Source organism: Wolbachia endosymbiont of Tetranychus urticae (assembly GCF_046529255.1).
GTDB lineage: Bacteria > Pseudomonadota > Alphaproteobacteria > Rickettsiales > Anaplasmataceae > Wolbachia.
This window is the reverse complement of the sequence record NZ_CP114181.1, coordinates 195,672-214,379: the sequence shown is the minus strand read 5'-3', so window position 1 is coordinate 214,379 and position 18,708 is coordinate 195,672. Positions and strand designations below refer to the sequence as shown.

Sequence of the window (18,708 nt, the reverse complement as noted above, 5' to 3'; positions counted from 1 at the left end):
GTATGGCTTTTTTCCATTATTTTCTATTCGTTGCTTGTATAGCGGGAATTGGTATTGGGTAGAAATATTCGAGACAATTATAGTGTTATTGCTTGATATAAGAAATTTTTTATTTCAGTATATATTACTTACTTAAACAGCTGAAAACTAGACCTGTACTGTATGGATATAGAGAATAATTTACAAGACTTAAAAAAAAAGTTTTCTGATGTAGAGAGAAATCTGGAAAACCCTACAAATTTGAGTCAAAAAGAATTCGTTAGTTTTTCAAAGGAATACTCTGAACTCAGACCAATTATCGAGATAATCGATGAATATAATATATTAAAAGAGGAAATTTCAGATTTAGAAGAAATCATGAAAGATGAGAACAGCGATGGTGATATAAAAGAGTTAGCAAAAGAAGAACTTCTTGAGAAGCAAAAGATACTATTACCGAAAGTAAAAGCAAAACTAAAGTTGGCATTATTACCCAAAGATGAAGATGACTCAAGAAATGCAATATTAGAAATTAGAGCAGGCACAGGCGGAGAAGAAGCAGCATTATTTGCAGCGATGTTATTTCGTATGTATCAAAAATATGCAGAAAGAAGAAATTGGAAGTTTGAGCCAATAAGTATTTCTAATACAGGTATAGGTGGCTATAAGGAAGCTTCTGCACTCATTAATGGAACAGAAGTTTTTGCAAGACTGAAATTTGAGTCAGGGGTGCACAGAGTACAAAGAGTGCCAGAAACTGAATCCTCAGGAAGATTGCACACTTCCGCAGCTACTGTTGCAATATTACCTGAAGTAGAAGAGGTTGACTTTAAAATAGAAGAAAAAGATTTACGCATAGATGTTTATAGATCCAGTGGTCCTGGAGGGCAATCAGTGAATACAACTGACAGCGCAGTAAGGGTCACCCACTTGCCAACAGGGATAGTTGTAATACAGCAAGATGAAAAATCGCAGCACAAAAATAAGGCTAAAGCCCTCAAAGTCTTGAGAGCAAGGCTATACGAAATTGAAAGACAAAAAAAAGAAATGGAAAGGTCAACAATGAGGAAAAGCCAAATTGGTTCTGGAGATCGCTCTGAACGTATAAGAACTTATAACTTTCCACAATCAAGAATAACAGATCATAGAATTAATCTCACTTCACATCGACTAGAACAGATTATAAAAGAAGGTGAACTAGATGAATTTATTGAGGCATTGATTTCACGAAATGAAGCAGAAAGGTTGACTGGAGGGGGTAATGTTACTTTTTGATGGAAATTTGAAACAAAGCATAGGTATCAGGTTAAAAAGAAGTAAAGTTAGTTGTTCATAAGGTTGACAATTATTTAAATTTATGCTATAATTAGTAGCTCTATAACTTACAGAAACCATGGAAGTTGACTCTAATCAATATGTTAATAGTAACACCTTAGAGTTAAATAATCTATATGTAACGCTAATTCTGGATTAAAAAGAGAATAGAAAAGTCAGGAGAGTAGGGTAAACTCAACAAATAGAAAAAAAATAGATGAGGTTACCCATGGAAGATATAACAAAACTGTTTTGTCTGGTCGATGATTTTTGCAGAGATATAGAGAAAAATTTTGCAGATAAACTACTGCCAAACGGTAAAAAACCCACAAGAGTGCCAGAAATTACACATTCGGAAATTATCACAATAATCCTCCTGTATCAGCAATCTCCCTGTGAAAATTTTAAGGCTTTCTACCTGCATTACCTAACATTGCTCTACAAACAGAGTTTTCGAAGTTGCCTTCATACACTAGGTTTGTTGCTCTAAAGCCCAGGGTTTTGTGGCATTTAGCCATGCTATTACAGTGCCTTTGCGGATGGTCAGAACTTACTGGAATCTCATACATAGATACAACTCCTATTGCAGTTTGCCATGCAAAAAGAATATCAAGAAATAAGGTTTTTGCTGGAATTGCAAAATTAAGCAAGAGTACATATGGCTGGTTTTTCGGCTTTAAACTACATTTGATAATTAACGAGAAAGGTGAAATTCAAGCTTTTACGCTTACAAGAGGTAATGTTGACGATAGAGAGCCTGTAGCAAACCTAACTAAGAAATTAACCGGTCTTTTGTTTGGTGATAAAGGCTATATTAAAAAAGAGCTTTTCCAAGAGTTGTTTAACCGCGGTTTGAAACTTGTTACCAAGGTGAAAAAGGGGATGAAAAACGCATTAATTTCACTACATGAAAAGATTTTGCTGAGAAAAAGGTCGATCATTGAGACGATTTTTGGCTACCTCAAAAATAGACTTGAAATTGAACATACTCGCCATAGATCTCCCGTTAATTTCTTGGTTCACATCTTTTCTACTCTCATTTCCTATTCCTTGAAATCCAAAAAGCCTTCCATTTCCTATACTTTCTTCCTTCCTTAATCCAGAATTAGCGTTTGTATATATGGAAAAGCTAGTAAACTTTTTACAGAAAAAGCAAAATATTACAAGCTTGACTTTATCTAATTGTTATATTGATGCTCAGTGCGGAGAAGTTTTAAATGAAGCATTAGAGAATATTAATCTTCCAAATATTACTGAGTGTAAATTAACTTCTAGCATTATTGGCGCAGAAGGCTCAATAGCAATCACTAAATTGTTAAAGAATGGTAACTTTCCAAATCTTATTAAACTTGATTTAATTTCTAATGATATTGATGTTGAAAGTGGAATAATATTAATGAGTGCGCTAAGGGGTAGTAGTTTTTCAAATATTAAAGAATTTAATTTACTTTATGACAACGTCTGCAACGAAGGCATAGCAGCATTACGTGAATCATAGAACAACAATATGCTTCCAAATCTTATTAAGTTTAGTTTTCCCTTTAGTATTACTAATGATAACAAAGATATGGAAATGTCAAACGAATACCTATTCGGTTAATAGCATCATATAGAAAAAGGTAAGTTACATTTATTTGTTGCTGCTCATAGAACATCCAAATTCAACTATAGACCTGCTAAAAGGTGTAGGAAATCTTACTGCTATTGACATTATTGCGAAAATTCCATCAATTGATAACTTCCTATTCTGTGTAAAAAAATAAGAAAGGAGAGGAAAAAAAGGATTAGTTTCTTTTATGATTATCCAAGAAGTCTAGTCTAAATTCAAGTTTTGTGAATAGGCCTAGCGCTTAAATTTTTGATTAAAAAGGGACAAGTTTAGTAAAAAATAATGATATTATAAGTGGAACATAAAATAGTCCCACTGCAGTACTAATTAGGAGCAATAAAGTAGCTTTATCTGGTTGGTAATTTAAAATATTAGCAAGTATTATACTGGATCCAGAAATTGGAATAATAGCCAGTAACATCAGTGCTTTATAGATGCTTTCATCATATATACCTGTAACATGCTTGTCTAGTAAGACAATTCCCAAAACAAATAACGGCCAGAATATGTACTTTGCTACAATAGTGGTCAAAGCAAGCTTCCAATCTACTTTAAAATTTGTAATTTGTGCAATACTTATTCCAAGCAGCACCATTCCTAATGTGATAAATGTACTTCTGATATTTATCATAACATCTGTCAAAAAAGTGGGTATTTGTATATCATATATACTTAAAAAGAAGCCTAGAATCATCGCATATAATGAAGGAAGTTTGAGTAACTTTAATATGCATTCTTTTGCAGTATAGATACCATTTGCAGCTATATAAAATCCCAAGCTATTTTCAAATAGTGCCATTCCTATGTAACAGACAACATACACAGACACTGAATCTTCATCAAATAAAGCCATGGCAATCGGTAGACCAAAATAACCCATGCTTGTGCTGCCCGAGCTAAACGCTAATATGTTTCTCGTGTTGTCCTTAAATAAAAAAGAAGAAAGATAATACACTGATAAGGACATAGTACTACCTATAAACCATATCAAAATCGGCAGAGAAATTACTTTTAAATTAACTTCTGTATGAGATACTCCGTATAAAATCACTATTGGATTAGCTATATAAAAGAGTATTTGAGATATAGTATTTCTATCAATTTTAAGATATCTTCCTGCTAAGTAACCAATAAGTATTGTAATGTAAATAGGTAATATTTTGAGGAAAAGAGTGAAGAACATACTAGCCTATTGTGATATCTTTGCTGATAAAGTGATATTAGATTTTAAGGTATTGTAAAAGCAAGTAAAATTTATTTTCCAATTAATCAAGTTCATAGTTAGTTAAAAAAGATTCACTGAGTGCCAAAATTTGTTCTTATATAGGACTTAATAACGATATTTTTATGATTAAATTATGTTAAGTTTGTATAAAGCTCCTTGTATATTTTTATAAGCCACTTTTAGTAATTTAGGTAGATTGTTGAAAAAACACTCATCTTGAATGGTTCTCAGGAATTCTTGCCTTAATCATTAAAATCGCACTATTACTTTCCATAATTTTTTTAAAGACAACTTTTTCGTAAACACGGATTGCACAAACATTTGCTATACCTGGGTCGACAAAGGCATTCTCATAAACTTTAAAGACAAATTTGTTTAAAAATATATTCAAAGCTTGTGAACCAACTCCTTTACCTACATAATTCAGCTCTCCGATATACCAGTCTATAGCAGCACAACTTTCTGGAAGTTCTAAAGTGTTATAGATCTGTTTAGGTGGGAAATCATGTTTGTTGTAATATTGAATATAACCAATATCAACTCCATCACAATTAATAATGAATGCGTGCATTGGTTTTTCAATAATTTGTGTCTTAAATTTCAAACGTTTGAATCCTTTAACGTAGTTGCTATATTTTTTCTCAATTAACTCTGGTGTCCAATTTATATCCGTATCCCACCACTTCTTTATATGGGGCATTTCTACCCATTTTAATAATAGTGAAAAATGTTCTTCTTTCAACGCTTTAAATGTGATATTTTTATTCATTAATTAAAGATTTTAAGTGTTACTACCGTTTTTATTAATTCTATCTCTAATTGCTAAGTTCATTGAAATTGATATTTCTGTACCTAGTTTTCCTGATATAGTACGCTATTTTAACGTACCGGAAGGCACAATTCAATTAACTATTGCTTATAATTTTTTAGGCGTTTGCATAGGAGGGTTATTTTTTGGTCCATTGTCTAAATGCTATGGCAGAAGAAGGATGATGATCATAGGCAACACTTTGCTACTCATCGGTGCTGTTGGCTGTGTTTTTGCGCTGTCAGTTTCTTGGCTTTTAATCTCTCGCTTTATTCAAGGCATTGGTGTTAGCACATCTGTAGTTGTGTTTGCAATTATTGCAGACAGCTATAAAGGCAACGAAGCAGTAAAATTTATTGGAATCATGAATTCTATTATCACAGTTCTCATAGCAATTGCACCAGTATTAGGCAGTTTCATCAACAAAATTGTTGGGTGGCGTGGCAACTATGCAAGTGTTGCAATACTTTGTTTCATCTCTTGGGTCTTTCTCACTATAGTATTTCCTAAAGTAAATGATAAAGGTATAATAAAGTATTTGAGTTATAATGGCATATAGTGTGGATTTAAGGGAAAAGGCAGTATTGATGATAGAAAAAGGGAAGACAAAGGTTGAGATAGCAGAGCTCATGGAGATAGGAATAGCAACGCTGTACCGCTGGTTAAAAAAGAAAGCTGCTGGTGAAAGCCTAAAGCCATCTAAAAACGGTAGCTTTATTCGAAAAATAGACCCAAAAATACTCGAAGAATATGTTACAAAGAATCCAGATCATACTCTGGCAGAGATGAAACAAAATCTTGGATTTGGAATAAATTCAATTTGGTATAGACTAAAACAGCTAAAAATTACTTTAAAAAAAAGTCACACTATATCAAGAGCGCAATCAAGAAGATAGGCAGCAATTTATTGATAAAATCTCAAAAATAGACCATTCCAGCATCTTATACCAATTCCCACTATGTAAAGAACAGATAGACAATAATGGGAAAGAAGTGATACTAGAGTAGATAAAATAGAGAGGTATAAATGGCATTAAGGTCAAAACTGTTAGACGAAAAAGTTGTAAATTTGGCGAAAGAAATGTTAAAAAAGGTCAGAAATAACGCATATGTTTCAAAAAAGTTACAAGCGGTGATAGCAGGAAAAGAAAGTAGTATAAGCGCTGTGGCAAGAATATGTAAAATTTCAAGGACTGCTTTGACTGAATGGATAAAGCATCTAAAATTTGGTAGAGTAGAAAAATTATTTTCCCCTTCTCAGCGGCGAAGAAAAAGCAAATTAAACAAAAATCAACGTGAGCAAATTGAAATATGGGTAGAAAGAAATCCAAATATTACTATTAAGGAAGTGCAAATAAAAATCTCAGAGGAATTTGGCCTAAACATTAGCAAATCAACAGTGCATCGTGAGATACAAAGGATGAAGTTTTCTTATATAACACCGAGGCCAATTCACCATAAACAAGATAAAAACAAGCAAGAAGAGTTTAAAAAATACTTCAATAAAATAGTCAATTCCCACCCTGAAAAGGAGGTATTTTTTTGATGAATCACGATTTGGAACTCATTCAAAAATCGGACACGGATGGTTTAAAAAAGGGGTCAGAACGCAGGTTAAATGAAAATTGGTAGACAAAATTTCTATATCTACAGTGCGGTAAATCCAAGAAGTGGTAAGAAAATTAGCCTACTTGCTCCATATGTAAACACTGATTGTATGAATATATTTCTGGAGCAGATGTCGAAAGATTTAGGCACGAAAAAAGCCTTTCTTGTAATGGATTGTGCAGGCTGGCATAGATCAAAAAGTTTGAAAATTCAGAAAAACATTACCATTATATACTCGCCTCCTTATTCACCAGAACTGAATCCTGTTGAGAGGTTGTGGCAATATATCAAACACAATACTTTACGCAACAGAGTCTACGATACCATAGGCTTACTTGAAGATGTTCTGTGTAATTTTATTGTCAGTATTTCCAGTGCTACTATTAAACGAGTTTGTAATGTTTCTTATTTGTTCGATTAGTAATGGAATTTGGTATAAGATGCTGGAATGGTCTATTTCTGAGATTTTATCAATAAATTGCTGCCTATCTTCTTGATTGCGCTCTTGATATAGTGTGACTTTTTTTTAAAGTAATTTTTACCTGTTTTAGTCTATACCAAATTGAATTTATTCCAAATCCAAGATTTTGTTTCATCTCTGCCAGAGTATGATCTGGATTCTTTGTAACATATTCTTCGAGTATTTTTGGGTCTATTTTTCGAATAAAGCTACCGTTTTTAGATGGCTTTAGGCTTTCACCAGCAGCTTTCTTTTTTAACCAGCGGTACAGCGTTGCTATTCCTATCTCCATGAGCTCTGCTATCTCAACCTTTGTCTTCCCTTTTTCTATCATCAATACTGCCTTTTCCCTTAAATCCACACTATATGCCATTATAACTCAAATACTTTATTATACCTTTATCATTTACTTTAGGAAATACTATAGTTCGTTCAAATAGCATTAGTACGATTTACTTTTTTGGGATGTAGAGATTTTCTAGGGATTGTCTTCTTGAGTTCTATAGTATTTTGTTCAACATTGAAACGAGAGTCCCGTTTCAAGCATTGAAGTGACGAATCAAGAGCTGCTTTTATCCCATCCCTATCAACTATTTGAGTAGTTGACAATGGAATCCAGTTATTTTCGTTTATACTAATCAATACATCAAATTCTATGCTATTATTGTGTTGTTTGACGTTGCTGGCTCTAATCTTATCATTCCCAAACCCAAACGTTATAGAATTATTCTCATCATAATTGACGCTTACAGAATCAGGTAAAACCGCAAAATCCGCGTTGTTTACAAATCGAGAAAATGCATTTTTGATTTCGTTAAATGTACCGTAATGGTCTATATGGTCGTCATTAATACTTGTTACAACAGCAATATCTGCAGGAATTTTTAACATAGTTCCATCAGATTCATCAGCCTCAATTAAGAAAATGTCACTTTTGCCAAGTTTTGCATTACTCTGATAGGAATTTAATATTCCTCCAACAATTACAGTGGCGTCAGCACCAGAATGATCAAAAATGGAAGCAATCATAGCTGTCGTCGTCGTCTTGCCACTTGAACCTGAAACTGCTATCACATATTTACCTTTCATAATTTTAACCAGCATGTCTGACCTATGCAAAACGGTTTTATTGTTATTTCTTGCTGCAACTAGCTCCACATTATCAGGTTTTATTGCGGAAGAATGTACAACTATTTGAGCTTGTCTAATACTACTTGCATCGTGACCAATATAGACCTCTATACCTAATTTTTGTAACCTATCTATATTGTCGTTTGATCGCGTATCACTGCCTTGAACTTTATAACTGGAATTATGAAGAATTTCAGCAATTGCGCTCATTCCAATTCCACCTATACCGATTATATGTATTACTTCTTTTTTAGTGCTGTGCATATTTGGCAGTAGACGTTTACTTATTACTAAATTTATTATAGTATAATTTAAAATCCTCATGGTATCGAACCATTTCACTAAGTACAATGATAAAAAAACTAGCCTTTCTATGTCTAATATTCGTTTTGATGAGTAGTTGTAGTTTTAGCAATAGGCGTAATCACACCGCAGGTCATTATAAAATTGGCAATAGCTATACAATAAATGGTATCACCTACCACCCAAAATACTGTAGCTGTTATGAGGAAGTAGGAATAGCATCGTGGTATGGAATAGAAGATCATGGCACAATTACAGCTAATGGTGAAGTGTTTAATCGTCACTTGATTTCTGCAGCACATAAGACCTTGCCCCTACCCTGCTTTGTTCGTGTTACTAATTTAGAAAATGGAAGAAAGCTTGTTATAAGAGTTAATGATAGAGGGCCATTTGTTGAAGGTAGAATAATAGACTTGTCAGAAAAAGCAGCACAAGTTTTAGGACTTCATAAGTCTGGGCTTGCGAAGGTAAAAGTCGAGTACTTAAGAAAGAGGTCAGAACAATTGATACAAAATACTCCTCATTACAAAAGGCAATATGAAAAAGAAATGCAGAAACGTCACCCAAAACAAAACAATGCAGAAAGTAAGGGATATGTGGCATTTTTTGTAAACGCTCAGGTAGCTAAATCAGCTGCATCAAAGCTTCGTAATCAAGGAATAGAAAATGTTAGATTGCTTTTCAAGAATGATCAATATTGCGTAAAAGTAAGTTAAAACCTGCATTACAGATTGTGTAGCATGACAGAAACTATTTGACAAATGAGAATGTTCCAAAGCATGCGCGTCAAATTGAGAAACTATCGTGAAATATAGCAATATTTAAGATTGGTATTTTATTTGTTACATTTCAGGTAGTGACAGCTACCTCAGCTGTAGCTGTAAAAAATAATCTACCACTTAAGAAATTTCATTAAAAAAATAGCATAATCTTATTTCTCTAAAAAATACTATCTTCAACTTGAATATGTTGAAAAATATTTTGTGTATTATCCAAAAAGTCATCCTTTATAGCAGCTAGCTCGGATTGTTTTTGAGATAGATTATCTTCTATTGTTCTATTAAAACAATCAAGATCATTGCACTTTAGTTGAGAGCGCATGTCTCCATTTTCATATAAACCTCGTATAACGTCATAATATGCTCGAGTTTCATCAGTTTCTGGTTGTTGCTTTTCTTTGAGTATTGCCTTTAATTTTGAATCTATGTCTAATTCTCTTTTTATAGCTTCAGTAGAATTTTTATGATATTTTTCATAATCTTCAAAACTTTTTAATATTTTACCTTTGATTTCATTTTGTAACATCTTTAGCAAATCTTTAGCATGAGGTTTTTCAATTTTTTCCTTCCACTCATCATACGTATATTCTTGTCGACTACCATATTTTGTATCTTGACACTCACTTCCTATGTTAAACAGCTCTTTGTTACAGATTTTATCACCCTTATAACGCTAATTCTGGATTAAAAAGAGAATAGAAAAGTCAGGAGAGTAGGGTAAACTCAACAAATAGAAAAAAATAGATGAGGTTACCCATGGAAGATATAACAAAACTGTTTTGTCTGGTCGATGATTTTTGCAGAGATATAGAGAAAAATTTTGCAGATAAACTACTGCCAAACGGTAAAAACCCACAAGAGTGCCAGAAATTACACATTCGGAAATTATCACAATAATCCTCCTGTATCAGCAATCTCCCTGTGAAAATTTTAAGGCTTTCTACCTGCATTACCTAACATTGCTCTACAAACAGAGTTTTCGAAGTTGCCTTCATACACTAGGTTTGTTGCTCTAAAGCCCAGGGTTTTGTGGCATTTAGCCATGCTATTACAGTGCCTTTGCGGATGGTCAGAACTTACTGGAATCTCATACATAGATACAACTCCTATTGCAGTTTGCCATGCAAAAAGAATATCAAGAAATAAGGTTTTTGCTGGAATTGCAAAATTAAGCAAGAGTACATATGGCTGGTTTTTCGGCTTTAAACTACATTTGATAATTAACGAGAAAGGTGAAATTCAAGCTTTTACGCTTACAAGAGGTAATGTTGACGATAGAGAGCCTGTAGCAAACCTAACTAAGAAATTAACCGGTCTTTTGTTTGGTGATAAAGGCTATATTAAAAAAGAGCTTTTCCAAGAGTTGTTTAACCGCGGTTTGAAACTTGTTACCAAGGTGAAAAAGGGGATGAAAAACGCATTAATTTCACTACATGAAAAGATTTTGCTGAGAAAAAGGTCGATCATTGAGACGATTTTTGGCTACCTCAAAAATAGACTTGAAATTGAACATACTCGCCATAGATCTCCCGTTAATTTCTTGGTTCACATCTTTTCTACTCTCATTTCCTATTCCTTGAAATCCAAAAAGCCTTCCATTTCCTATACTTTCTTCCTTCCTTAATCCAGAATTAGCGTTTATAAAAGTAATCGCTTATATTAATTTTATCGCTAGTTAAAGTTTGTCTAATTGCTGCTTTATTTTCTGCAAGTTCTTCTCTGTACTTGCTAATGCAATTTAGTAATTCTTTTTTGCAATCTGTAGTCATAATCTAGCTCCTTTAATAAAATTAGACCTAATTTAGTGTAAAATAATTAATATTTTATTACTATTTTGGTTATAACTAAGATAGTAATGAGAAGTTCAGTGTCTACAAAGTTCGTTTAAACTATTTTCAAAATGGGTATAATATAATTTTAGGTTAATAAAATGAATTACGATGTAATCATTTCAGGTAGTGGGCTAATTGGTCTTATTACTGCTATTGGCCTGAGTAATGACTCTGTATCTGTAGCCGTAATTGAGAAAAATAGTTTACCACGTGCAGTTGATGATAATCGAGCATTTGCCATTTCTCAAGGATCAAAAAAAATACTAGAAAAATTAGGGATTTGGCGGCTCTTAGAAGGCGAAACTGAACCAATACTTGATATATGCATATTAGATGGAGATAGTCCATTTACTGTGCATTATGACCATAAAATGGTTGGTGAAGAGCCAATGGGCTATGTAATCAAGAGCGCTATTATATGGAATGCAATCAATAACAATTTTTTGCATAAACTCAATATATATTCTCCACGTTCCTATAAAACAATCTCTTGTGACGAAGGATACATGGAAGTTACTCTTGATAATGATCAAAAATTGATATCATCACTATTTATCTGTGCTGAAGGTAAAAACTCTAGGTTGCCAGAGTTGTTTTCTATACCAATGATAAAATTTGATTATAAACAAAATAGCATGGTATTTAATGTAAAACATGAATTATATCACCAAAACTTAGCTGTAGAGCGGTTTTTTCCTGGTGGTCCATTTGCAATTTTGCCAATGAAAGGTGGCTATACTTCTTCAATAGTTTGGACAGAAAAATGCGAAATTTCAAAAATGCTGATGAGCTTATCCGAAGAGGAATTTGTCATAGAACTCAAAAAAAGATTTGGTTCTTATTTGGGAGAAATTGAATTAGAGGGTGAAAGAAGATTCTATCCTTTGAGTTTTTCTTTTGCAAGAAAGCTGCATAAAAGCAGGATTTTGCTGATTGGCGATGCAGCACATTCAATCCACCCGGTTGCAGGTCAAGGACTTAACCTTGGAATGAGAGATGTAGAGAGTGTTATTAGACAAATAACCGCTGCAAAATCCTCTGGCATTGATGTTGGCAGTAATTATCTATTGAAGAAAATTTCATATGACAGATACTTTGACAATTTTACTATGGCACTTGCAACTGATGGACTAAATAGAATATTTTCCAACAGAATACTTTGCGCTCAAGTTCTGAGAAATCTTGGTTTAATGGTAGTTGAAAATTCAGATTTTCTTAAAAAAAGCTTCGTTCGACATGCTATGGGGTTTATATAAATCATTAGATTTCTTTCATCATAATCAGGTGTTATTAGAGTAGTTGACACTAGAGCTCAAATTCCATAATGTCATGCCAGTGCCCAGACACTGGCATCCAGAAAAATTTATAAGCAAACTTGAGTTATGCTAAATTTGATGAAACGAAAAACTGGATTCCAGCATCACGCACTGGAATGACAAGAAGAAAGAGTACTGGCATTACATTAAATGATTCTCCTTATTTTAGCATTAACCGCGATGAAGAAAATCATTTATAATCGCTATAGCAACTAGTGTTGAAACCTGACGTACCTTTTGGCTTGACAAACGAGAGTTTTTATCTGATTTGACAACAAGGGCTTCTAGATGACTTTGAAAGTAAATATTACTATGCTTATCTTCGATAGCTTCTATTAATCCGTCATCGGCAAACGCTGCAATTTTATATCCAAGTAGCTCTAGCCTTCTTCTATTCTCTGTAGTATTACTTACTGTACCTGAATGAGCATTCGGAAAATAAGTTGAAAACCAGCCATTTTGATTAGGTAGTAAAAATCTAGCTACCACTTTTTCCAAACTACTACCTGGAACAATTTTTATCTGCTGAAGAGGTATATTCTCTTTTTGTGGATAGGATGCTGATTTTAAATGATTCTTCTCATCATTAACAACATTTGTTATTTCAATTTCTTTTGCATGCATAATGTCTTGTAAACCACCGCATATGGCAAGCAAATGAATTGTAGGATTGTCATCTACTATTTTTACAATTGCTTCATTCACAAGCTGGCGGTAAGGGTTAAGAGCTGAATGAAAGTTATCTGAAATAAATATTCTGTTTATCTTTTGCTCTTTGATAAATTTTGCAACTTCAACTTTTATTCGATCTAGTATCAGCTTTTTTGCCAATATTTCATCTTGTTTTGCGAACTCTTCTTGGATTTCTTTTAGATTAATTATTTTGTCGTAGTCAATGAATATAGTTTTAACCCCAAAACTATTGAATATCTCATAGAGATTTTGAGATTCATCTGTTTGCAATAAACCAACAATTATATTATAATTTACTGCATTTTCCACTGTCAAAGCAGGTAATTCTTTGTTTACTTTTTCACTATAAGCGATATTACTTAATAGTAGAAATGTAATTAATAGTATATTAAATATTCTATTGTAACATTTATACATTATTTCCTAGATAATTATATTAATATAATAATATATTATAGAACATTAAGAAAAAGAATGTGGCCTGAGCAGGAATCGAACCAGCGACACAAGGATTTTCAGTCCTTTGCTCTACCAACTGAGCTATCAGGCCAACTACGTACTTTCATTTTTAGATAAAAAACGTTATCATGTCCATCAAAAGTTTTTGAAGTGTAGAAACAAAGAATGAACATTAGTAACAAAATAGGAATTTATCCTGGTACATTTGACCCCATAACTTTTGGGCACCTTGACATAATAAAAAGAGCATGTAAGCTAGTCGATAAGTTGATAATTGGTGTTGCAGAGAATGTTAATAAATATACTAATTTTGACATAAGCCTGCGCACAAGCATGGCTAAAAATGAAGTGAAAGGAGCAGGAATTGATGCAGATATTATATCCTTTAATGGGTTGCTAGTGAAGTTTGCCAAAGAGCAAAATGCTTCTGTTATTATTAGAGGACTGAGAGCAGTATCGGATTTTGATTACGAGTTTCAAATGAGTTGGGTAAATTATAAGCTCTTTCCTGAAATCGAAACTATATTTCTTCCTGCATCTGAGGATACTCAATTTATCTCATCAAGTTTTGTAAAGGAAATAGCGAGATTAGGAGGAGATGTGAGCAACTTTGTGTCAAAAAGTGTCCAAAGTGAATTGATTAATCTAAATAGGGTAGAAAATGGAGAATAAGTATTTGTTGTCTTTTTTATTTCCAAACGAGTATGTTAGATGTGTAAAATATTGTAAGCTAAAGGAGAGACATGTTAAAAGTGAGGGATAATAATGTAATAGTTTGCTGCCGTGGTGATGAGAATGATGATGGTTCTGGTCATCCAATAGTATACTTACACAAAGAAGGAGAAATGTATTGTCCTTATTGTAATAAGTCAATGGATGAAATAGTGAGTGCCGAAGAATTTCAATCTGTTGAGGTGAAAGTAATAAGCAAGAAGGAAAGAACCAAAGGTTAATAGTACTTCATTTTTTTAGCTTATGTAAATAGCAATGAGAGGGGCAGTAAAAATGAAACTATCCATACGGTCGAGTACTCCTCCATGGCCTGGTATAATACCTCCACTATCTTTAACATTGTAAACTCTTTTGATGAGTGACTCAGTGAAATCTCCAAGTTGGGCTAGAATAGCAACTATCAAACCAATTATTGGAGAATAAAAAATTGGAAATAAACTCAAAAATATTGAGCCAAAAATTGTACACACTATTCCAGCTAAGACTGCACCAAAAAGTCCTAACCAAGTTTTCCCAGGGCTAATGATTGGACAAATTCTAGTTTTACCAAAATTTTTGCCGAAAAAATAGGCAGCAATATCGATGCTCCAAATAGTTAAGATAAGCCATACTAATGCATATTTTCCCTGTGGTAGATTATATAGGCATATTAGCGAGGCATTTGGTAGTGCGATTAATAGTAATGCGAAAATGTATAAGATTCTATTGCCCTGAGTTAGATTATACCATTCAAAAGAAGATAAAACTGCAATTGAAAAAATTAGTAGATAAAATGATAAATCACTGAAATATGTAGCAAAAGAAAATATGAGTAATATTACTATTGAGGACAATATTCTAACCATAAAGTTATTATCTACCATATTTTTTTTCTCTTTTCGTATAATCTTCTAGTGCTTTGGTCAAATCTTGACAAGAAAAATCGGGCCACAAAGTATCACAAAAATACAATTCAGCATAAGCTGCTTGCCATAATAAAAAATTGCTTAACCTTTTTTCGCCACCAGTGCGAATTAATAAATCCAATTTTGGCAAATCTTTAGTATACAGAAATTTTTCAAATTCCTCTTCCAATACGCAATCAATATTTCCTTTTATGACGTTGTTGATAGCATGTATAATTTCCTGCTTTGCTCCATAACTAACTGCAACAGTGAGTAATAGACCATCGTTCTTATGTGTCACTTCTTCTGCTTTTTTGATTTGATCGAATATTTTACTGGGCAATAGACTTAAATTGCCAATAAAATTTAACTTAATGTTACAATTGCAAATGAAATTGATTTTGTCTTCATTAGTTAAAGCGGAGTAAAATAAATCAAATAGGTAGTCTGTTTCGTTTTCAGGTCTGAGCCAATTTTCCATGGAAAATGCATACAAAGTTAAGTAAGGTATGGCCAGGACTGTGCAATGCTTAGCAATATCAAATGCAACCTCACTGCCTTTTCTATAGCCATCAATTTTTACCCTTCCTTGATTGTTTGCCCACCTACCATTACCATCCATAATAATTGCTAGATGTTTTGGCAGAGATTCTAGATTCAACATTTGAATTCAACCTGTTCTAGTTAGCTTAATGTCTATATCTCTGTATGAAACGTTCACTATATCCACCTAAAACTATATTATTACTGAAAAATCATTGATAGTCTATATTACAAAAATTTTCTCAACCTCGGTGTCAGCTGCCAGTGATTTTACCAAGAAAATATAGTAAAAATAGTCTGATATAGATGGTTTTACGATATAGTAAAATTATTATAAATAAATGAATTTGGTGTTATTAGAAATACCTAGCTCTTTTATGTGGATTGATATTCTCAATAACCTGCTCTAAAGATAAATTATATAATTTTGACACAGGTTCTTTGCATTCAGTATATCTTTTAAATGTAGGGAGTGGTATAAGTGACTCTATATTTATGTCCAGCTCTTGGGGAACATATTTAATTATATCTTCGTAAATACGTTCCTTGTTGTTCAAGTAATCGATATTAATATCTGTAATTTTACCAGCTTTACGCAGGAGTATAGCAAGCCTCAAAGTCGACTTTACGCTAGGTTTAAAATTTTTAAATATATTGACAAATACCTTACCAGTAACATTATCTGTTATTGCTTTTAGCTCTTTAGTGGTAACAGAATTGATGCCCTTAACAACATCTTGATCTTCTAGTACTTTTATAATATCTTGAGAACTAAACTTATTAAATATGAGTTCTAATTTCTCAGGAGCAATTGAATTGATGCAATCGACAATTTTTTGATCTTTTAGTGTTTTTATAATATCTTCAAAACTAAAATTCCCATTATTAAGTATGAGTTCTAATTTCTTAAGAGCAATCGAATCGATGCAATCAACAATTTTCTGATTTTCTAGTAATTCTATTGTATCTACACAGTTAAGCTTGTCACTATAAAATATGAGTCGAAATTTTTCAATGTTAAAAGAAATGATATTCTCAACAACCTCCTGATTTTTTAGTAGTATTATAATATCGCTAAGAAGAAACTTATCATTACAAAGTATGAATTGAAGTTTTTCATAGTCAATAAAGTTGATGTGCTTAACAAGCTCTTGATTTTCTAGCAACCTTATAACCTTGTGACTGCTACTAGCATACTTGCTACTATTAAACTTATCACTATTATGAATGAGTTCAAATTTTTCATAATCAAAAAAATAGAGGTATTCAACAACTCTTTGATTTCCTAATAACTCTATAATATTTTCACCACTAAACTTATCACTCTTGGGTATAAGTTGAAGCTTTTGATCATCAAGAGAGTTAATTCGATCAATAGAACTCGAATCTTTTAGTAATTCTGTAACATTTTGCTCACTAAGCTTACCATCACTCTCAACTATCATCCACTGAATAAAACGGATATTCCTAATAGCATTTTGATTTTCTAGTGGTATTCCCACATCTGCATCGTTGCAAAACTGAACATCATCAACATGTTTTTCATTAATTCCTTTATTTCCCAGTGCTTCTTTAGCGAAGTTATTCGGATCATTTTTTTCATCTTCCTCGTAATCATAATATCCATAATCTTCTTCTTTCTCCTCACTATCACTACTTTCGAATTCATTGTTGATATTGCAAATCTTTCCACCTTTTAGTATTTCTAGAATATTGTGCTCCGCAGGTGCATTATTTAGCATGGACCTAAACATTTCATCATCATAATCGTTGATGTGATTAACAATGCTCTCATCTAATAGTAATTCTTCAATACCTTTGTGACTAAACTTATTATGATACTTGCATAAGATTTTAAGCTTACTGTAATCCATTGAATTGATGCAATCAACAACTCTTTGATTTGATAGTAATTCTCTGTTATAAGTCTTACATATCAGTTGAAGTTTTTCGTTATATAAGTCTTCTGCATTGCCTGCCTTATCAAAATCCATAATCTTATTTCAATTTACTTATACCAATTCTCATTATTAATGAACCAAATAAGAAGCATAGCAGAGTTGTTTAACCGTGGAAGGGGAAAGAGAGGTAATAAATTTACACAAAGCGCATTCAAGCAGAACAATTGTATCGTAGATTTTATTGCGTAAAATGTTCTGTTTTATATATAACCAAAACCTCTCAACAGGATTGAGTTCAGGTGAGTATGGTGGTAGGTATATAATTTCGATATTTTTAGGTGCCTTTAAATTTTTTGACTTATGCCAACTAGCGCAATCCATCACGAGAAAAGCCTTTCGTATTCCTAAATATTGCGACATCTGTTCAAGGAATATATTTATACAATCAGTGTTGACGTTTGGTGCAAATAAGCTAAAATTCTCTCCATTTCTGGGATTAACTGCACTATAGAGATAAAAATTTTCCCTACCTAATTTTACCTTAACCTGTGTCCTACTGCCTTTTTTAAACCACCCATGTCCAACTTTCGAATGTGTACCAAACCGTGATTCATCGAAGAAAAATAGCTCTTTTTCAGAATGCATGACAATAGTTTCATTGAGGTTTTTTTTTAAACTCCTCTTGCTTGTTTTTATCTTGTCCACTATGAACTGGTCTTGGTGTGATATATGAGAATTTCATTCTTTGCATATTACGATGTATTGCGGATTTGCTGATATTCAAACCAAATCTTTCTTGGATTCTTATTCTCATTTCTCTAATAGGTTTTCTTCTATCCACAACTCAATTCGTTCAAGTTGACTTTGGTTCAATATAGTTTTTCTACGGCGTTGAGGTGGAGCAAATAATTTTTCTTCTCTTCCAAATTTTATGTGCTTTATCCATGTAGTAATTGCCTTTCTCGAAATGTAACATATTTTTGCTACAGCTGTTATACTGTGCTTTTTTGCTGCAATTACAGCATTTAGTTTTTTTGCAACATACGCATTATTTCTTACTCTCTTCAGCATCTCTTTTGCTGATTTCACCACTTTTTCATCCAATAATTTTGATCTTAATGCCATCTAAACC

General features: G+C 32.7%; 16 protein-coding genes, 1 tRNA gene and 5 pseudogenes. 11 read left to right on the top strand and 11 right to left on the bottom strand.

Annotation, left to right across the window (positions count from 1 at the left end; all coding sequences use genetic code 11):
- The first annotated feature begins 162 nt into the window (after positions 1-162).
- From prfA to O1Q06_RS01275, 3 genes and pseudogenes are all read left to right on the top strand, one after another.
- Entirely contained in the window at positions 163-1,254 is a 1,092-nt protein-coding gene (gene prfA / locus O1Q06_RS01285; RefSeq protein WP_410542802.1) for a peptide chain release factor 1, read from the top strand.
- A 268-nt stretch (positions 1,255-1,522) separates the two neighbouring features.
- A pseudogene (locus tag O1Q06_RS01280) lies at positions 1,523-2,391 on the top strand (IS982 family transposase).
- Positions 2,392-2,413: 22 nt separating this feature from the next.
- Positions 2,414-2,791: a hypothetical protein gene (locus O1Q06_RS01275; protein WP_007302827.1), complete on the top strand. Its 378-nt coding sequence runs from the start codon at positions 2,414-2,416 to the stop codon at positions 2,789-2,791.
- 364 nt (positions 2,792-3,155) lie between these two features.
- On the opposite strand, the gene O1Q06_RS01270 is transcribed toward O1Q06_RS01275, so the two are convergent.
- The gene (locus O1Q06_RS01270; RefSeq protein ID WP_007302828.1) at positions 3,156-4,085 is read right to left on the bottom strand and encodes an AEC family transporter; all 930 of its coding nucleotides are present in this window, start codon (positions 4,083-4,085) and stop codon (positions 3,156-3,158) included.
- Positions 4,086-4,338: 253 nt separating this feature from the next.
- Complete coding sequence (locus tag O1Q06_RS01265; protein WP_410542801.1) at positions 4,339-4,896, bottom strand: GNAT family N-acetyltransferase; 558 nt, start codon at positions 4,894-4,896, stop codon at positions 4,339-4,341.
- Positions 4,897-4,912: 16 nt separating this feature from the next.
- On the opposite strand from O1Q06_RS01265, the pseudogene O1Q06_RS01260 reads away from it, so the two are divergent.
- The 3 genes and pseudogenes from O1Q06_RS01260 to O1Q06_RS01250 all read left to right on the top strand — a co-directional run.
- Positions 4,913-5,446: pseudogene (locus O1Q06_RS01260) on the top strand (MFS transporter); the annotation flags it as partial.
- 37 nt (positions 5,447-5,483) lie between these two features.
- Positions 5,484-5,831 carry a transposase gene (locus tag O1Q06_RS01255; RefSeq protein WP_264336399.1) on the top strand — a complete coding sequence of 116 codons (348 nt, stop codon included), beginning with the start codon at positions 5,484-5,486 and terminating at the stop codon, positions 5,829-5,831.
- Positions 5,832-5,962: 131 nt separating this feature from the next.
- Positions 5,963-6,964, top strand: a pseudogene (locus O1Q06_RS01250) (IS630-like element ISWpi10 family transposase).
- Between the two features lie 64 nt (positions 6,965-7,028).
- Here O1Q06_RS01250 and O1Q06_RS01245 read toward each other — a convergent pair.
- Together O1Q06_RS01245 and O1Q06_RS01240 are read right to left on the bottom strand one after the other, a co-directional pair.
- On the bottom strand, positions 7,029-7,376 hold the full coding sequence (locus tag O1Q06_RS01245) for an IS630 transposase-related protein (protein WP_410542358.1): 348 nt from the start codon (positions 7,374-7,376) through the stop codon (positions 7,029-7,031).
- A gap of 59 nt (positions 7,377-7,435) precedes the next feature.
- The gene (locus O1Q06_RS01240; protein ID WP_410542800.1) at positions 7,436-8,398 is read right to left on the bottom strand and encodes a Mur ligase domain-containing protein; all 963 of its coding nucleotides are present in this window, start codon (positions 8,396-8,398) and stop codon (positions 7,436-7,438) included.
- Between the two features lie 86 nt (positions 8,399-8,484).
- Here O1Q06_RS01240 and O1Q06_RS01235 point away from each other — a divergent pair, with 86 nt between their 5' ends.
- The gene (locus tag O1Q06_RS01235) at positions 8,485-9,153 is read left to right on the top strand and encodes a septal ring lytic transglycosylase RlpA family protein (protein WP_410542799.1); all 669 of its coding nucleotides are present in this window, start codon (positions 8,485-8,487) and stop codon (positions 9,151-9,153) included.
- 223 nt (positions 9,154-9,376) lie between these two features.
- Here O1Q06_RS01235 and O1Q06_RS01230 read toward each other — a convergent pair whose 3' ends face one another.
- Positions 9,377-9,742 (bottom strand): hypothetical protein, encoded by a 366-nt coding sequence (locus O1Q06_RS01230; RefSeq protein WP_410542798.1) that lies wholly within the window; start codon positions 9,740-9,742, stop codon positions 9,377-9,379.
- Between the two features lie 230 nt (positions 9,743-9,972).
- Between O1Q06_RS01230 and O1Q06_RS01225 the strand changes: the two are divergent.
- Both O1Q06_RS01225 and ubiH read left to right on the top strand, forming a co-directional pair.
- Positions 9,973-10,840 (top strand): annotated as a pseudogene (locus O1Q06_RS01225) (IS982 family transposase).
- A gap of 306 nt (positions 10,841-11,146) precedes the next feature.
- The gene (ubiH, locus tag O1Q06_RS01220) at positions 11,147-12,304 is read left to right on the top strand and encodes a 2-octaprenyl-6-methoxyphenyl hydroxylase (protein WP_410542797.1); all 1,158 of its coding nucleotides are present in this window, start codon (positions 11,147-11,149) and stop codon (positions 12,302-12,304) included.
- 231 nt (positions 12,305-12,535) lie between these two features.
- Here ubiH and O1Q06_RS01215 read toward each other — a convergent pair whose 3' ends face one another.
- Both O1Q06_RS01215 and O1Q06_RS01210 read right to left on the bottom strand, forming a co-directional pair.
- A complete protein-coding gene (locus tag O1Q06_RS01215; protein WP_410542796.1) occupies positions 12,536-13,474 on the bottom strand; it encodes a gamma-glutamyl-gamma-aminobutyrate hydrolase family protein in 939 nt (312 codons plus the stop codon).
- 60 nt (positions 13,475-13,534) lie between these two features.
- Positions 13,535-13,607 (bottom strand) — tRNA-Phe (locus O1Q06_RS01210).
- A 74-nt stretch (positions 13,608-13,681) separates the two neighbouring features.
- Between O1Q06_RS01210 and coaD the strand changes: the two genes are divergently transcribed.
- Both coaD and O1Q06_RS01200 read left to right on the top strand, forming a co-directional pair.
- Entirely contained in the window at positions 13,682-14,188 is a 507-nt protein-coding gene (coaD, locus tag O1Q06_RS01205; protein WP_410542795.1) for a pantetheine-phosphate adenylyltransferase, read from the top strand.
- A 71-nt stretch (positions 14,189-14,259) separates the two neighbouring features.
- Entirely contained in the window at positions 14,260-14,469 is a 210-nt protein-coding gene (locus tag O1Q06_RS01200) for a zinc-finger domain-containing protein (protein WP_007302836.1), read from the top strand.
- A 15-nt stretch (positions 14,470-14,484) separates the two neighbouring features.
- On the opposite strand, the gene O1Q06_RS01195 is transcribed toward O1Q06_RS01200, so the two are convergent.
- The 4 genes and pseudogenes from O1Q06_RS01195 to O1Q06_RS01180 form a co-directional block, all read right to left on the bottom strand.
- Entirely contained in the window at positions 14,485-15,111 is a 627-nt protein-coding gene (locus O1Q06_RS01195) for a phosphatidate cytidylyltransferase (protein WP_007302837.1), read from the bottom strand.
- Complete coding sequence (uppS, locus tag O1Q06_RS01190; protein WP_410542794.1) at positions 15,101-15,796, bottom strand: polyprenyl diphosphate synthase; 696 nt, start codon at positions 15,794-15,796, stop codon at positions 15,101-15,103. The genes O1Q06_RS01195 and uppS overlap by 11 nt, the downstream gene beginning before the upstream one ends.
- 235 nt (positions 15,797-16,031) lie before the next feature.
- Positions 16,032-17,669 carry a hypothetical protein gene (locus O1Q06_RS01185; RefSeq protein ID WP_410542793.1) on the bottom strand — a complete coding sequence of 546 codons (1,638 nt, stop codon included), beginning with the start codon at positions 17,667-17,669 and terminating at the stop codon, positions 16,032-16,034.
- A 36-nt stretch (positions 17,670-17,705) separates the two neighbouring features.
- Positions 17,706-18,701: pseudogene (locus tag O1Q06_RS01180) on the bottom strand (IS630 family transposase).
- Positions 18,702-18,708 lie beyond the last annotated feature (7 nt).

What these genes read in the sequence shown, in the direction of transcription:
- prfA (WP_410542802.1), top strand. Translation starts at nt 163, where the DNA reads ATGGATATAGAGAATAATTTACAAGACTTAAAAAAAAAGTTTTCTGAT.
- O1Q06_RS01275 (WP_007302827.1), top strand. Translation starts at nt 2,414, where the DNA reads ATGGAAAAGCTAGTAAACTTTTTACAGAAAAAGCAAAATATTACAAGC.
- O1Q06_RS01270 (WP_007302828.1), bottom strand. Translation starts at nt 4,085, where the DNA reads ATGTTCTTCACTCTTTTCCTCAAAATATTACCTATTTACATTACAATA.
- O1Q06_RS01265 (WP_410542801.1), bottom strand. Translation starts at nt 4,896, where the DNA reads ATGAATAAAAATATCACATTTAAAGCGTTGAAAGAAGAACATTTTTCA.
- O1Q06_RS01255 (WP_264336399.1), top strand. Translation starts at nt 5,484, where the DNA reads ATGGCATATAGTGTGGATTTAAGGGAAAAGGCAGTATTGATGATAGAA.
- O1Q06_RS01245 (WP_410542358.1), bottom strand. Translation starts at nt 7,376, where the DNA reads ATGGCATATAGTGTGGATTTAAGGGAAAAGGCAGTATTGATGATAGAA.
- O1Q06_RS01240 (WP_410542800.1), bottom strand. Translation starts at nt 8,398, where the DNA reads ATGCACAGCACTAAAAAAGAAGTAATACATATAATCGGTATAGGTGGA.
- O1Q06_RS01235 (WP_410542799.1), top strand. Translation starts at nt 8,485, where the DNA reads ATGATAAAAAAACTAGCCTTTCTATGTCTAATATTCGTTTTGATGAGT.
- O1Q06_RS01230 (WP_410542798.1), bottom strand. Translation starts at nt 9,742, where the DNA reads ATGTTACAAAATGAAATCAAAGGTAAAATATTAAAAAGTTTTGAAGAT.
- ubiH (WP_410542797.1), top strand. Translation starts at nt 11,147, where the DNA reads ATGAATTACGATGTAATCATTTCAGGTAGTGGGCTAATTGGTCTTATT.
- O1Q06_RS01215 (WP_410542796.1), bottom strand. Translation starts at nt 13,474, where the DNA reads ATGTATAAATGTTACAATAGAATATTTAATATACTATTAATTACATTT.
- coaD (WP_410542795.1), top strand. Translation starts at nt 13,682, where the DNA reads ATGAACATTAGTAACAAAATAGGAATTTATCCTGGTACATTTGACCCC.
- O1Q06_RS01200 (WP_007302836.1), top strand. Translation starts at nt 14,260, where the DNA reads ATGTTAAAAGTGAGGGATAATAATGTAATAGTTTGCTGCCGTGGTGAT.
- O1Q06_RS01195 (WP_007302837.1), bottom strand. Translation starts at nt 15,111, where the DNA reads ATGGTAGATAATAACTTTATGGTTAGAATATTGTCCTCAATAGTAATA.
- uppS (WP_410542794.1), bottom strand. Translation starts at nt 15,796, where the DNA reads ATGTTGAATCTAGAATCTCTGCCAAAACATCTAGCAATTATTATGGAT.
- O1Q06_RS01185 (WP_410542793.1), bottom strand. Translation starts at nt 17,669, where the DNA reads ATGGATTTTGATAAGGCAGGCAATGCAGAAGACTTATATAACGAAAAA.